Annotated in this window: 13 protein-coding genes; 4 read left to right on the forward strand and 9 right to left on the reverse strand. The window is 61.1% G+C overall.

Annotated features, from left to right (window positions below; all coding sequences use genetic code 11):
- Window positions 1–37 precede the first annotated feature (37 nt).
- Window positions 38–799 (forward strand): YdcF family protein, encoded by a 762-nt coding sequence (locus KGA96_RS10840; protein ID WP_223512755.1) that lies wholly within the window; start codon window positions 38–40, stop codon window positions 797–799.
- Window positions 800–847: 48 nt separating this feature from the next.
- Here KGA96_RS10840 and lnt read toward each other — a convergent pair whose 3' ends face one another.
- The 5 genes from lnt to miaB all read right to left on the reverse strand — a co-directional run bounded on the left by lnt (window position 848) and on the right by miaB (window position 6,263).
- The gene (gene lnt / locus KGA96_RS10845) at window positions 848–2,371 is read right to left on the reverse strand and encodes an apolipoprotein N-acyltransferase (RefSeq protein ID WP_223512759.1); all 1,524 of its coding nucleotides are present in this window, start codon (window positions 2,369–2,371) and stop codon (window positions 848–850) included.
- 8 nt (window positions 2,372–2,379) lie between these two features.
- Window positions 2,380–3,219: an HlyC/CorC family transporter gene (locus KGA96_RS10850; RefSeq protein ID WP_027924283.1), complete on the reverse strand. Its 840-nt coding sequence runs from the start codon at window positions 3,217–3,219 to the stop codon at window positions 2,380–2,382.
- 5 nt (window positions 3,220–3,224) lie between these two features.
- Window positions 3,225–3,719 (reverse strand): rRNA maturation RNase YbeY, encoded by a 495-nt coding sequence (ybeY, locus tag KGA96_RS10855; RefSeq protein ID WP_046041696.1) that lies wholly within the window; start codon window positions 3,717–3,719, stop codon window positions 3,225–3,227.
- Window positions 3,712–4,719, reverse strand: a complete 1,008-nt coding sequence (locus KGA96_RS10860) for a PhoH family protein (protein ID WP_046041697.1) — start codon at window positions 4,717–4,719, stop codon at window positions 3,712–3,714. The genes ybeY and KGA96_RS10860 overlap by 8 nt, the downstream gene beginning before the upstream one ends.
- 215 nt (window positions 4,720–4,934) lie before the next feature.
- Complete coding sequence (miaB, locus tag KGA96_RS10865; protein ID WP_046041698.1) at window positions 4,935–6,263, reverse strand: tRNA (N6-isopentenyl adenosine(37)-C2)-methylthiotransferase MiaB; 1,329 nt, start codon at window positions 6,261–6,263, stop codon at window positions 4,935–4,937.
- A gap of 136 nt (window positions 6,264–6,399) precedes the next feature.
- Between miaB and KGA96_RS10870 the strand changes: the two genes are divergently transcribed.
- On the forward strand, window positions 6,400–6,729 hold the full coding sequence (locus KGA96_RS10870) for a DUF1820 family protein (protein ID WP_008052403.1): 330 nt from the start codon (window positions 6,400–6,402) through the stop codon (window positions 6,727–6,729).
- 183 nt (window positions 6,730–6,912) lie between these two features.
- On the opposite strand, the gene KGA96_RS10875 is transcribed toward KGA96_RS10870, so the two are convergent.
- The 4 genes from KGA96_RS10875 to KGA96_RS10890 form a co-directional block, all read right to left on the reverse strand.
- Window positions 6,913–7,467, reverse strand: a complete 555-nt coding sequence (locus KGA96_RS10875) for a tetratricopeptide repeat protein (protein WP_046041699.1) — start codon at window positions 7,465–7,467, stop codon at window positions 6,913–6,915.
- A gap of 225 nt (window positions 7,468–7,692) precedes the next feature.
- Window positions 7,693–8,976 (reverse strand): glutamate-1-semialdehyde 2,1-aminomutase, encoded by a 1,284-nt coding sequence (gene hemL, locus KGA96_RS10880; RefSeq protein ID WP_046041700.1) that lies wholly within the window; start codon window positions 8,974–8,976, stop codon window positions 7,693–7,695.
- Window positions 8,977–9,004: 28 nt separating this feature from the next.
- Complete coding sequence (thiE, locus tag KGA96_RS10885) at window positions 9,005–9,628, reverse strand: thiamine phosphate synthase (RefSeq protein ID WP_046041701.1); 624 nt, start codon at window positions 9,626–9,628, stop codon at window positions 9,005–9,007.
- 30 nt (window positions 9,629–9,658) lie between these two features.
- A complete protein-coding gene (locus tag KGA96_RS10890) occupies window positions 9,659–10,456 on the reverse strand; it encodes a hydroxymethylpyrimidine/phosphomethylpyrimidine kinase (protein WP_046041702.1) in 798 nt (265 codons plus the stop codon).
- Window positions 10,457–10,839: 383 nt separating this feature from the next.
- Here KGA96_RS10890 and KGA96_RS10895 point away from each other — a divergent pair, with 383 nt between their 5' ends.
- Both KGA96_RS10895 and KGA96_RS10900 read left to right on the forward strand, forming a co-directional pair.
- Complete coding sequence (locus tag KGA96_RS10895) at window positions 10,840–13,224, forward strand: hybrid sensor histidine kinase/response regulator (protein WP_046041703.1); 2,385 nt, start codon at window positions 10,840–10,842, stop codon at window positions 13,222–13,224.
- Between the two features lie 74 nt (window positions 13,225–13,298).
- Window positions 13,299–14,948, forward strand: coding sequence for an acyl-CoA dehydrogenase family protein (locus KGA96_RS10900; RefSeq protein WP_223512762.1), 1,650 nt, complete (start codon window positions 13,299–13,301; stop codon window positions 14,946–14,948).

A 14,948-nucleotide genomic window follows, 5' to 3' on the forward strand; every position in this document is an offset into this window, starting at 1 on the left:
ACCCACTTAGGCTTCGGGCATCTCCGGGAGATGCTCGATGCCTTTTCGTTACTTTTTAAAACAACTTCTTTTGCCCCCCGGCATTCTGTTGCTGCTGCTTTTGCTTGCCTGGTGGTTGCGCCGCTCAAGGCCAAGGCTTGCCGGTGTGTGCTTTGCACTGGGGCTGGGAGGCCTTTGGCTGATGAGCCTGCCGATTGTGGTGCAGTGGAGTGCCGGCCTGCTCGAGCGTGAGCCACCGCTGGCCCGCGAGGAATGGGCAATGCTGGGGCAGCGCGCGGACGCCATCGTTGTCCTTGGTTCCGGTCGCGAGCGTGGTGACGTGGCCTGGGGTGCCGACCAGCCCACGGGCATCGGCCTGGAACGCCAGCGCTTTGCCGCGCGGCTGGCCAAGGCGTCCGGCCTGTCGGTACTGACCAGCGGCGGCTTGCATTACGGCACTCCGCCAAGCGAAGCGCAGATGATGGCTGACTCCTTGCGCGACGATTTTGGTGTGACCGTGCGCTGGCAGGAAGGGCGCAGCCGTACGACCTGGGAAAATGCGCAGTTCAGTGCCCAGGTGTTGCTGCCACAGGGCATCAAGCGTGTAGTACTCGTGACTCATGCCGGGCATATGCCACGAGCGGTCTGGAGTTTCCGCAAGGCCGGGTTTGAGGTGGTGCCGGCGCCGGTAGGGTTTCTGGGTGGCGACAATGCGCGGCCACTGGGTGGCTGGATGCCGGAGTTCAAGGCGATCTGGCAGAACGGGCAGTTGATGAACGAGGCGGTGGGGCAGATCGGTTATTCGTTGTTCTATCGCTGAGAGCTAAACCTTGTGGCGAGGGAGCAAGCTCCCTCGCCACAAATGATTTCAGACAGTCTTGGCCATCCGGCTCGCAATCAACGCCCAGCCAAACAACAACACGCAGAGAATGAGCAATGGCCATGAACGCCATTCCAGATACGGCGTGAGGTTGTGCATCGGCACCACTTCGCCATACAGGATGCCGCGTTCGAACTGCGGGATCTGATCGGTAATCTGACCGAACGGGTTGATCAGGCCGGATACGCCGTTGTTGGTGGCGCGGATCATCCAGCGGCCGGCCTCCAGCGCACGCATCTGCGCCATCTGCAGGTGTTGCAGCGGGCCGATGGAGGTGCCGAACCAGGTGTCGTTGCTGATGGTCAGCAACAGGTCGCTGCGGGCGGCAAGGCTGGCGGCGAATTCCGGGTAAACCACTTCATAACAGATGAACGGCGCGATCTGATAACCCTTGGCTTGCAGCAGCGGCTGGTCGGCCGGTCCGCGGGCAAAGTCCGACATCGGCAGGTCGAAGAAGGCGATCAGTCCGCGCAGCACATCCTCCAGCGGAACATATTCACCAAACGGCACCAGTTTTTGCTTGAGGTAATTGCCGTCGCCTTCGCCGACAACGGTGATGCCGTTGAAGAAGCGCTTCTCGTGGCGGACCTCCATGCGGACCGGGACGCCGGTAATCAGCGCCGATTTACGCTCGGCCGCGAAGCTGCCCATCATGTTCAGGTAGCCCTCGGCGGACTCCTTGAGCACCGGGATCGCCGTTTCCGGCCAGATGAGAAGGTCGGCTCGCCTGGAGCTGAAACTCATGTCGCGGTACAACGCCAGTTGCGCGTTGAGCTGCGCCGGGTCCCACTTCATGCTTTGTTCGATGTTGCCCTGAATGGCCGCGACGCTCAGTGGCGGGCCTGAAGGGCTGGTCCAGGCATGATGTTTGAGGGCCATGCCGAGCAGCCATGGACCGACCAGCAGCAATGCTCCAGCAGCGATGAAGCCTTTGCGCCCCGTGCGAACCAGGCGCAAGCCGTTGTAGATCAACGCAGCTGTCAGGGCCAGGGTGAAGGAAATCAGCCACATCCCGCCGATGGGGGCGAGCCCGGCCAGCGGGCCGTCGAGCTGGCTGTACCCGGAATACAGCCACGGGAAACCTGTCAGGAACCAGCCGCGGAAGGCTTCCTGGCCGACCCACAGCGCCGCGAAGGCCAAGGCGTCGGCCAGCGGCGCCTCATTTCGGCGCAGCCAGCGCGCCCAGATCCAGGCGGGCAGGGCAAAGAACCAGGCAATCGCCGCCGTGAAGAGCAGCATCAGGAAACCGGCCAGCAATACCGAAGCGCCACCGAAATGGTGAATGCTGTAGTAGATCCAGCTGGTGCCGGCACCGAACAGGCCGAAACCGAAACACCAGCCGCGACCCAGTGCCTGACGTGGGCTCAGCTCGCGCAGGCCGGCATAGAACAGGCCGACGGCGAGCAGTGCCAGTGGCCAGATATCGAACGGCGCCAGGGCCAGTGTGGTGATTGCACCGGCCGCCACGGCCAGCAGGTTACCGGGCCAGCCGGGGCGGGTTGTCCAGCGCATTTCAATCCTTAGCGAGCAATGGGCGTCAGGCGAAGCAAGTGAATCCGACGGCTGTCGGCGTTCAGGATGCGGAAACGGTACGGGCCGATTTCGGTGATTTCGTTACGTTTTGGCAAATGCCCGAACGCGCTCATCACCAGGCCGCCAACGGTGTCGAATTCATCGTCGGAGAATTCGCTGTCGAAAAACTCGTTGAAGTTCTCGATCGGCGTCAGGGCCTTGATCAGGAAGTCACCGCTGGGTAGCGGCTTGATGTAGCTATCCTCTTCGACGTCGTGTTCGTCTTCAATGTCGCCGACGATCTGTTCCAGCACGTCTTCGATGGTCACCAAACCGGCCACGCCGCCGTACTCGTCGATGACGATGGCCATGTGGTTGTGGTTGGCGCGAAACTCGCGCAGCAGCACGTTAAGGCGCTTGGACTCCGGCACGAAGGTGGCCGGGCGCAGCAGGTCCTTGATGTTGAAGCTGTCGCCGTTCTCCTTGAGGATCAACGGCAGCAGGTCCTTGGCCAGCAACACGCCCATCACGTCATCGTGGCTTTCGCCGATCACCGGGTAGCGGGAGTGGGCCGAGTCGACCACGGCAGGCAGGAACTCGCGGGGTGTCTGGGTCGCCTTGATGCTGACCATCTGCGAGCGCGGGACCATGATGTCCCGGACCTGCAAGTCAGCCACCTGGATGGCGCCTTCGACGATGGCCAGCGCTTCGCTGTCCAGCAGTTTGTTCTGGTGTGCATCGCGCAGCAGCTCAAGCAGCTCCTGGCGGTTTTTCGGCTCGTGGGCAAAAGCCTGGGTGAGCTTACCCAGCCATGACTTCTGCCCGTTGCTCGATCGATCTTCGCTCATAGCGATTACTCTGAATCCTTTGTTGTTTCGGTAGGGGATGCATCTGCTTCGTCGTCCGCGTACGGATCGGGAAAGCCCAGCTCTGCAAGCAACGTTCGTTCCAGTGCTTCCATTTCTTCGGCTTCCTCGTCATCAATATGGTCGTAACCAAGCAGATGCAAGCAGCCGTGAATCACCAGGTGTGCCCAATGGGCCTTGAGTTCCTTGCCCTGTTCAGCGGCTTCGCGCTCGACCACGGCCACGCAGATCACCAGATCGCCCAGCAGCGGGATGTCGAGAAACTCATCCGGCACATCGGCCGGGAATGACAAGACGTTAGTTGCGTAATCCTTTTGCCGCCAGGTGTGGTTCAGCTCGCGTCCTTCGGCTTCGTCGACCAGACGAATGGTCATCTCCGAATCGGCGGTACGCTGGCGCAAAGCCAGTTCGCACCACTGGCGGAACTCGGCTTCGCTGGGGGCGTTGGCTTCGGTGGCGATTTGCAGGTCAAGCTCAAGCATCGCGGCGGCTATCCTTGGCGGCGGCATCATCGGCCGCTTTGTTTTCGAAGCGCTCGTAGGCTTCGACGATGCGCTGCACCAGCGGATGGCGCACGACGTCCTTGGGCTGGAAGTGGGTGAAGCTGATCCCCGGCACATCCTTGAGCACTTCAATTACGTGGTGCAGGCCGGACTTGGTGCCACGCGGCAGGTCGACCTGGGTGATGTCCCCGGTGATGACGGCCGTGGAGCCGAAGCCGATTCGGGTCAGGAACATCTTCATTTGCTCGACCGTGGTGTTCTGGCTTTCGTCGAGAATGATGAAGCTGTTGTTCAGCGTACGGCCGCGCATGTAGGCCAGTGGCGCGACTTCGATCACCTGGCGCTCGATCAGCTTGGCGACGTATTCGAAGCCGAGCATTTCGTAGAGCGCGTCGTAGAGTGGGCGCAGGTACGGGTCGATTTTTTGCGAAAGGTCGCCGGGCAGGAAGCCGAGTTTTTCACCCGCTTCGACCGCCGGACGAACCAGCAGGATGCGGCGAATCTGCTCGCGCTCCAGTGCATCCACCGCGCAGGCCACGGCCAGGTAGGTCTTGCCGGTACCGGCCGGGCCGATGCCGAAGTTGATGTCGTTACCGAGGATTTCCTTCACGTAGCGCAGCTGATTCAAGCCACGGGGGCGAATCATGCCTTTCTTGGTGCGCAGGGCCACGGACGGTTCGGCGGGGGAGTGGTTGTCCAGCTGCTCGACGGCCGATTCCTGCAGGAACAGGTGCACCATGTCCGGCGACAGCTCCGTACCCTTGGTTTCCCGGTACAGGCGGCGCAGGAGGTTTTCCGCGGAGGTGGTGTGTTTGGGTTCGCCGATCAGCTCGAACTGGTTTCCGCGATTGCGGATCTCGATGGTCAGGCGCTGTTCGATCAAGCGCAGATGCTCGTCGAATTGCCCGCACAGATTGGCGAAGCGACGAGCTTCAAAAGGCTCGAGGATGAAACGATGTGGTTCTATGGGTGCGTTCAAGGTCGTATTTAGCCGCCCTGGGGCAATAGTGATGAATCAAGGATAGCGCCAGTGGGCTGGGTGCGAAAGCTCTTAAATATTGCAATCCGATCCCTGTGTCCGGCGTGGCCCCTGTGGGAGCGAGCTTGCTCGCGATGACGGCCTTACATTCAACAAGTGAGTTGTCTGGCCTGACGCTATCGCGAGCAAGCTCGCTCCCACAGGGATCTTCGGTGTTACTGAATTAGCGAACCCCGCAGCGAGTGCGGTTGTGCTGCATCGATGTGCACATCCGCGAACTGGCCGATCAGGGTCGGATTGTCGCAGCGGAAGTTGACGATACGATTATTCTCGGTCCGGCCCTGCAGCTCGCCCGGGTCCTTTTTCGAGTAATCGGTCACCAGGATCCGCTGGATCGAGCCGACCATTTGTCGGCTGATCTCGAAACCTTGCTGGTTCAAGCGATGTTGCAGCGCGTTCAGGCGTTCTTTTTTCAACTCTTCCGGGGTGTCATCGGCCAAGTCGGCGGCCGGTGTGCCCGGGCGCTGGCTGTAGACGAACGAGTAGGAAAAGTCGAAACCCACGTCTGCAATCAGCTTCATGGTTTGTTCGAAATCTTTCTCGGTCTCGCCCGGGAAACCGACAATAAAGTCCGAACTGATGCAGATTCCGGGCACGGCGGCGCGCAGTTTGCGTAGCTTGGATTTGTATTCCAGCGCTGTGTGGTTGCGTTTCATCGCCGCGAGGATGCGGTCCGAGCCCGATTGCACCGGCAAGTGCAGGTGCTTGACCAGTTCCGGCACATCGGCGTGGGCCTGGATCAGGCTGTCGGAAAATTCCAACGGGTGCGACGTGGTGTAGCGGATGCGGTCGATGCCGTCGACCGCGGCGACTACGCGGATAAGCTCGGCCAGGTCGGCCAGGCGCCCATCATGAGTAGTCCCACGATAGCCGTTGACGTTCTGCCCCAACAGCGTCACTTCGCGTACGCCGTTTTCGGCCAAGTGAATGATCTCGGCAAGCACGTCGTCGAACGGCCGGCTGACCTCTTCGCCGCGGGTGTAGGGCACCACGCAGAACGTGCAGTACTTGCTGCAACCTTCCATCACCGACACGTAAGCGCTAGGGCCGTCGATGCGGGGCTCGGGCAAATGGTCGAACTTTTCGATTTCCGGGAACGAGACGTCGACTTGCGGCAGCTTGCTGATGCGTGCGGCGTCAATCATTTCCGGCAGGCGGTGCAGGGTCTGCGGGCCGAAGACCACGTCGACATAGGGGGCGCGATCACGGATGGCTGCGCCCTCCTGGCTGGCCACGCAACCGCCGACGGCGATCACCATGTCCGGGTTGGCCAGTTTCAGTTCGCGCCAGCGACCGAGCTGGGAGTAGACGCGATCCTGTGCACGTTCGCGGATCGAGCAGGTATTGAGCAGGATCACGTCGGCGTCTTCAGCGCGGGCGGTGACTTCCAGGGCCTGATGTTCGCCCAGCAGATCGACCATGCGCGAGCTGTCGTACTCGTTCATCTGGCAACCGTGGGTTTCGATGTAAAGCTTCTTGGCCATGGAATAGAGTCATCACGTGATTCAAAGAACCGCGCATTATAGGGAACATGCACCCAGGTTCCTACCGCTGCGCGTCCGATGGCTATGCTATAGTTCGCGCCCTCATTTTTATCCCCCGATGTGTTGCTCGCCTGCCATGACCAAACGTGAAGCTCCAATCTACAAGGTGATTTTCCTCAACCAGGGCCAGGTGTTCGAAATGTACGCCAAGCAGATCTATCAAAGTGATCTGTGGGGCTTTCTGGAAGTGGAAGAGTTCGTCTTTGGCGAGCGCACGCAAGTGGTCGTCGATCCGAGCGAAGAAAAGCTCAAGGCTCAGTTCGAAGGCGTGGTGCGCAGTTTTGTGCCGATGCATTCGATCGTGCGCATCGACGAAGTCGAGCGTATGGGAACACCGAAAATCAGCGAAGCCCGTGGCGCGGTCGGCAATGTCATGCCGTTTCCGATGCCGATGCCTGAGAAGTAAGCAGCTAGGGCTAGAGAGGCTTGTTGTGGCGAGGGAGCTTGCTCCCGCTCGGCTGCGAAGCAGTCGCAAGACCGAAATGCGCGGTGTGCCAGGCAGAGTGTGATTGCAGGATTTAGGGCCGCTTCGCGCCCCAGCGGGAGCAAGCTCCCTCGCCACAACAAGCCACCCCGCAGTCAGAAGTGCTCAGGGCAGTGGTGCGAAAGGCGTACGCCCGTCAGCGCTCTGCAATTCCATCAAATATTTACGGAAGATTTGCCCGAGCACCTGGGTAGCAAGCTCCAGTTCTTCGCGAGGCATCTTTTCGGTGACTTCGTCGGCGGTGTCCAGTGCGTCTTCGGCGCCATTGACCGCCGCCATCTTCAGCAGGATGTACGCCTGAACGTTATTGGCCGGCACGCCTTCGCCGTGGAAGAACATGGTGCCGAGTTTGAATTGCGCCTGGGCGTGGCCTTGCAGCGAGGCTTTTTCGAAATAGCTCAGGGCTTGGTTGAGGTCGCGCGGGGCGTTTTTGCCTTCGTAGTAGAACTCACCCAACTCGTATTGCGCTTGCGCATCCCCTTCTTCCGACGCTTTCTGGCAGGCGGCGAGCGCCTGTTCCAGGTCTTGCGGCTGGGTATTGAGGGTGCAGCGACCCATCGCTGGGATTAACAACGAGTTGCCGCCTGCTTGTGCGTGCGCGAGCAGGGGCTGAAGAAGCAACAGGCAGCCCAGTGCAAGGGTGCGGCCGGTGCGGTTCATGGGAATCGACTTACCTCTGAAGGGCGCGCGGACCCATCGAGGGGATCCAATAAGCGCGCATTATGAAATAAGCAGGGCCAACCTTACAAAGTCTTTACTCGTTTTTCTGCTGCGCGGGAAATTTATCGCCCACTTTGCGGGGGATTATCAGCAGATGAGCAGGAAAAAACCTGGGAATGCAGGCGAAAGCTGACGCTGGCAAGGGCCAGCGTCAGCATTTGAGCGTTACTTCAAGGCCGCGAAGGCGCGCTCGGCGGCGTCCAGGGTCAGCTTCAGTTCAGCTTCGCCGTGGGCGATCGAAGTGAAACCGGCTTCGAATGCGCTCGGTGCCAGGTACACGCCACCTTCGAGCATCAGGTGGAAGAAGCGGCCGAACAGGGCTGCGTCGCTGGCCATGACGTCATCGAAGGTGACGATGTTGTCGGCACCGCTGAAGTACAGGCCGAACATGCCGCCGGCCTGGGTGGTCACGAACGGAATGCCGGCCGCATCGGCGCGCTGTTGCAGGCCGTCGAGCAGGCGAGTGGTGTAGTCGGTCAGCTCGGCGTGGAAGCCCGGACGGCTGATCAGGCGCAGGGTGGTCAGGCCAGCGGCCATCGCCAGCGGGTTACCGGACAGCGTACCTGCCTGGTAGACCGGACCCAGCGGGGCGATGCGCTGCATGATTTCACGCTTGCCGCCGAAGCAGCCGACCGGCATGCCGCCACCGATGATCTTGCCGAAGGTGGTCAGGTCCGGCGTCACGCCGTAGTACGCCTGGGCGCCGCCGAGGGCGACACGGAAACCGGTCATCACTTCGTCGAAAATCAGCACCACGCCGTGCTTGTCGCACAGGGTCCGCAGGCCTTCGAGGAAGCCTGGTGCCGGCGGCACGCAGTTCATATTGCCGGCCACTGGCTCGACGATGATGCAGGCCACGTCCTGGCCGACTTCGGCGAGCATGGTTTCTACCGCGTCGATGTCGTTGAACGGCAGGGTCAGGGTGTGTTTGGCGAATGCTGCCGGTACACCGGCCGAGCTCGGTACGCCCTGGGTCAGTGCGCCGGAACCGGCCTTGACCAGCAGGCTGTCGGAGTGACCGTGGTAGCAGCCTTCGAACTTGATGATGCTGTCGCGACCGGTGAAGCCGCGGGCCAGGCGAATGGCGCTCATGGTCGCTTCGGTGCCGGAGCTGACCATGCGCACCATTTCCATCGACGGTACGAGGGAGCAGACCAGGTCGGCCATCTGGGTTTCCATCTCGGTCGGGGCACCGTAGGACAGGCCGTGCTCAAGCTGCTTGCGCACCGCGTCCAGTACGTCCGGGTGGCTGTGGCCGAGAATCATCGGACCCCAGGAACCGACGTAATCCACATAGCGCTTGTCATCTTCGTCGGTGACGTAGGCGCCTTCGGCGTGTTTGAAGAACAGCGGCGTGCCGCCGACGCTCTTGAACGCGCGAACCGGCGAGTTCACGCCACCGGGAATGTGTTTCTGGGCATTGGCAAACAGCGTTTCGGAACGAGACATGATCGGGCTCTCAAATCAGATTTAAAGCTTAAATAGAAAACAATTCGTTGAAGGCGCGGGCGCGGCGGGTCACCTCAGCCGTGCTCTCGGCACCGAACAGGCCATGCACCACCGCCAGCAGATCGACGCCATGGGCCACCAACGGGGCGGCGTTATCCAGGGTGATGCCGCCAATCGCGCAGATCGGCAAGTGCAACTGCTTGCGGGCCTGGTCGAGCAGGTCGAGGCTGCAGGTCGGGGCGCCGGGTTTGGTGTTCGAATTGAAGAAGCGGCCGAAGGCGACGTAGCTGGCGCCTTCCCTGGCGGCCTGTTCGGCCAGTTCGAGCTGGGCGTGGCAGGTCGAGCCGATGATCGCCTGGCGCCCGAGCAGTGCACGGGCCGGAGTCAGTGGGCCGTCGGTCTGGCCCAGGTGCACGCCTACATTCAGGCGCGCCGCCAACTCGGCGTCATCGTTGATGATCAGATGCGTCTTGTAGCGTTCGCACAGCTCGCGCAAGGCTTCGGCCTCACGCAGGCGGCGGGCCTCGTCGCTGCTTTTGTCGCGGTATTGCAGCAAGGTGACGCCGCCTTCCAGCGCCGCCTCCACGTACTTGAGCAACTTACCGTCCAGCAAATGGCTGTCGGTAATGGCGTACAGGCCACGTAGTTTCATCGGACAAGCCTCACCGCATACAAATAGAAGTTACGAACAGAAATCCAGCGGCAAGCGGCGCGGCACGAACTGGCCTTTGCCCAGTTGCTCGGCATCACGCAGTGTGCGCCACGTGTAGTTAAGCGCGGTCTGCACGGCGCTGGCGAGGTTTTCGCCATGGGCCAGACGACCGGCCAGGGCACTGGCCAGGGTGCAACCGGAACCGTGATAACTGCCCGGCAAACGCTGGCAAGTATAGGTTTCGCGCAGACCATCGCGGCTGTACAGGCGATTGTGGATTTCGGTTTCGTCGCCATGGCCGCCGGTGATCAGCAGGTGTTTGACGAACGGCAAGAGTTTTTCAGCGCACTCGTCCGCGGTGCCTTCGGGCAGTTCGGCGAGGATGCGGGCTTCGGGAAGGTTGGGGGTCGCAATGATCGATAGGGGCAGCAGGCGTTCGCGCATGGCGTAGCCGACCTCGTCCTTGCCCAGGCGTCCGCCGCCGCCGGCGCGCAGTACCGGGTCGCAGACCACCGGCAAGTGCGGGTGCGCCGAAAGCAGTTCGACCACGGTGTCGACCATTTCCAGAGAACCGAGCATGCCCAGTTTGACCGCCGCGACTTCGGAGTCGTTGAGCACGGCATTGGCTTGGGCCAGTACCCACTCACGGTCGAGGACGCGGAAGTCCGTGACATTGACGGTGTCTTGCACGGTCAGGGCGGTGACGGCCGGAGCCGCATGGCAACCCTGAGCGAGCAGGGCTTCGATATCTGCCTGCAAGCCGGCGCCACCACTTGGGTCGTGGCCGGAGAGACAGAGGACAACGGGGCGAGAGCTGTAGATATTCATGGTGCGCGAGCTTACCACCAAACATTCTTTTTCGGGTGCAGCGACACTCCATTGTGGCGAGGGAGCTTGCTCCCGCTGGGTCGCGAAGCGGCCCCAAAAAACCTTCACGTTCATTGCGTCGACTGGTTTTACGACTGCTTCGCAGCTGAACGGGGGCAAGCCCCCTTGCCACAGTGATTTTCCTGCCATTGATAATCGTTCAGAGGTATCGCTGAAACGCCCGTCCTAGAGCCTTTTCTGGAAAAATTTCAATGGTGTTTAATGGCCATCAACGGCTATGCTAGAGTGGATCCAAACCAATAACAGGTGATGCCGGTTTTACGTCTGCTCAAAAGGAATGGGGGGCTTCCTGACAGAACCGGACAGGCCACGCTGGGGCTTCAATGCGCTATTTGCTGATGTTGCTGTTATGTTTGCCCCTCCTGGCAAACGCCGTCGAGTTCGATGAGTTCACTCAAAGCCTCCCTTTGGGCCGTACCCTGCAGGTCTATGAGGACGCAGGTGGTCAGGCGACCATCGAGGATATCCGTGCGCAAGCGGCGGCCGGCAACTTCAAACCGCACCACAAGGACACGCTCAACGCCGGGTACTCGCGTTCGGTGTTCTGGCTGAAAATCGACCTGCATTACCGTCCGGCCAATCCGGCGGCGCAAAGGACCTGGCTGCTGGAACTGGCCTATCCACCCCTTGATCATCTCGATCTCTATTTGCCCGATGCGGCCGGCAACTATCAGTTGGTCAGGCAGACCGGCGATGCCTTGCCCTTCGCTAGCCGCGAGATTCGTCAGAACAACTATCTGTTCGACCTGACGTTCAAGCCGGATCAGGCCGAAACCGTATTCATGCGCTTGCAAAGCGAAGGTTCGATCCAGGCGCCGGTCACCTTGTGGTCTAGCACCGCCTACCTCGAAGAACAGCCCGTGCGCCTCTACGTATTGGGGCTGATCTATGGCGTGCTGCTGGGGATGCTGGTCTATAACCTGTTCATCTACCTCAGCGTGCGCGACACCAGTTACCTCTACTACATCTTCTATATCGCCTCGTTCGGCTTGTATCAGCTGTCGGTAAATGGTGCGGCCGTGCAGTATTTCTGGCCGGACAATCCATGGTGGGCCAACGCCGCGACGCCGTTTTTCATCGGTTGTGCGGGGCTGTTCGGCAGTCAGTTCGCCCGCAGTTTCCTGCAAATGGCTACCCACAGTCGCTGGCTCGACCGCCTGTTGCTGGTGCTGGTTGGCTTCGGTGCGCTGGTGGTCGGCCTGTCGTTGATGACCAGCTATGCCCTGGCCTTGCGCCTGGCCACGGCCCTGGCGCTGACATTCACCGTGGTGATTTTTGCCTCCGGGATCTTTGCCTGGCTGCGGGGCCTGCGGGTGGCGCGGTATTTCATCATTGCCTGGTCGGCGTTTTTGCTCGGTGGCATCGTCAATACGCTGATGGTGCTGGGATACCTGCCGAATGTGTTCCTGACCATGTACTCCAGCCAGATCGGCTCGGCCATCGAAGTGGCGTTGCTGTCCCTGGCACTGGCCGACCGCATCAACGCCATGCGCGAGCAACAGGCTCAAACCCTGTTCGACGCCAGCCAGAAGCTTGAAGTCCTCAACCAGCAACTGGCCCGCAGTAACAAGCTCAAGGACGAGTTCCTTGCCACTCTGACCCACGAATTGCGCACGCCCATGAACGGTGTGATCGGTTCGCTGGAGCTGATGCAGACGGTCGATATGGACCCGGAGCTCGAGCAGTACCAGCAGACGGCTTCGGGGTCGGCGCGGGACATGATGCGCATGGTCAACGGCATCCTCACCCTCACCGAATTGCAGGCCGGCAAACTCAAGGCCTCGGCCGACACCTTCAGCTTGCGTGGCGTGGTCGAGGCACTGCGCACGCAGTTCGAGGGCAACGCATCGAGCAAGTCGCTGGACTTCAAGGTCGATGTCGCGCCAGGTGTGCCGGATCGTTTGCACGGCGACAACGTCAAGATCGCGCAGTGCCTGGAATGCCTGCTGGATAACGCCATCAAGTTCACCAAGGTCGGCGGCCTGGCCCTGCGAGTGACCGGCAAGACCATCGAGCCCGACCGGCTGGCCTTGAACTTTGCGGTGATCGACACGGGCATTGGTTTCACCGATTTGGGGGAGGCCACGATGTATCAACGGTTCTTCCAGCTCGATGGCTCAATGACTCGTGAATACGGTGGCCTGGGGGTTGGCCTGGCGATTTGCCGACAGTTGGTCGAATTGCTCGGTGGACGCCTGACTCATCGCTCCGAGCCAGGACGCGGCAGCCGATTTCAGCTGGATGTGGAAGTCGGGTTGCCGGTGGTAGAGCGTCCGGTGGTGCCATTGATGACCCGGGACTTTCCGCGCCTGCGCTTGCCTCAGGATTGTGCCGTGCTGTTGGTGGATGACAACGGCATCAGCCAGTTGGTGATGCGCGGCATGTTGCTCAAGCTGGGCTTTCGCGTACGTACGGCCGACAGCGTCGATGCCGCGCTCGATCTCTTGCAGCACGAAGTGTTTGACGCGGTGCTGGTCGATTGTCAGTTGCCGCTGCTGGACGGTGAGTCGGTGTGCTGCCAAATCCGCGCGTTACCCGGTTATGCCGAACTGCCATTGTTCTTGATCGCCCTGGGCGGTGACCGTGAGCGCTGCCCGACCGGCGCGGTGATTGATCATTTGAACAAACCGGTGAAATTCGAAGACTTGCAGGCCGCGCTCTATCGCCGCGTGCTTTGTTCACAGCAGGGCGAAAGCGCCGGCAGTTAGGCGGATATGACACTTTGATCGGCCGAGGGGCGGTGCTTAACTGAAGTTCCTTGGCCGACCAAAGGAGCCCTGTCATGAACCTGCATCAGTTCGCCGAAACCCACGAAGTCACCAACCAGCCACCGTCACTGGACGGCGCCAACCTGTACCGCATCGACTTGCCGTTGCAGGAGTGGTCGCGGCGGTTCGGGGCCGGTTGGGCCGAATCGCGGATCGACGCCTATGGCGCGCTGGCCGGTGGCCCGTTGATGGAAGCCGGGTTCCTGGCCAATCAGAACAAGCCGGTGTTCAACAGCCATGACCGGTTTGGTCATCGCATCGACCTGGTGGAATTTCACCCGGCCTATCACCAATTGATGCGCACGGCGGTCGAGTACGGCCTGACCTCGCTGCCCTGGGCGCACCCGCAGGACGGCGCCCATGTCGCCCGCGCTAGCATGTCGTACCTGCACAGCCAGGCCGAAGCCGGCAGTGGCTGCCCGCTGACCATGACTTTCGCCAGCGTTCCGGCCATGCGCCTGCAACCGGACCTGGCGGAAAAGTGGCTGCCGAAAATCCTCGCCACCGAATACGACCCGCGCAACGTCGGCATGGCCCACAAGGCCGGGGTCACCATCGGCATGGCCATGACCGAGAAGCAGGGCGGCACCGATGTGCGGGCCAATACCACCAAGGCGTATCCGGTCGGTGCCAGCGGTCCGGGCCAGGCCTATGAGCTGGTCGGGCACAAGTGGTTTTGCTCGGCGCCGATGTGCGACGCCTTCCTGACCTTGGCGCAGACCGACAAGGGCCTGACCTGTTTCCTGTTGCCGCGCCATCGTCCGGACGACACGCGCAATCAGTTCTATATCCAGCGCCTGAAGAACAAGCTCGGCAATTGCTCCAACGCTTCCAGCGAAGTGGAGTTCCGTGGCGCACTGGCGTGGATGGTCGGTGAAGAGGGCCGTGGCGTTCCGACGATCATCGAGATGGTCGCCATGACCCGCTTCGATTGCATGGTCGGCTCCAGTTCGCTGATGCGCCAGGCGCTGACCCAGGCCAGCCATCACTGCGCTCACCGTTCGGTTGGCGGCAAACTGCTCAGCGAACAGCCGTTGATGCAGAACGTGCTGGCGGATCTGGCCCTGGAAAGCGAAGCCGCCCTGGCCTTGAGCCTGCGCATGGGCCGGGCACTGGATCATCTGGATGATTCGCAGGAAGCCAAGTTCGCTCGATTGGTGACGGCGGTGGGCAAGTACTGGATCTGCAAGCGAGCGCCGGCCATGATCAACGAAGCGGCCGAATGCATGGGTGGTGCGGGTTATGTCGAAGACAGCATCCTGCCGCGGCTTTACCGTGAGGCGCCGGTGAATTCTACGTGGGAAGGTTCCGGTAACGTGCAGTGCCTCGATGTGCTGCGTGCCCTGTCGAAAGAACCGGGTGTGCTCGATGCGCTGTTCAGCGAGTTGGGCGATGGCCATGGCGACAAGCGTCTGGCGGCGCACATCAGCCAGTTGCAGGCGGCCTTCAAGGACACCAGCGATATTCAGTATCGCGCGCGGCAATTGACCGAAGACATTGCCCTGGGGTTGCAGGCGAAGTTGTTGCTGGAAGCCGGGAATGCGGTGGTCAGTGATGCGTTTATTGCCAGTCGTCTGGATGGCTGCGGCCGAGTGTACGGCGCATTGCCACGCGGCCTGGACGTGGAAGCCATTGTCGCCCGCTCGACTCCACAAGGCTTCTGA

This window comes from Pseudomonas sp. GL-R-26 (assembly GCF_019947365.1).
Lineage (GTDB): Bacteria > Pseudomonadota > Gammaproteobacteria > Pseudomonadales > Pseudomonadaceae > Aquipseudomonas.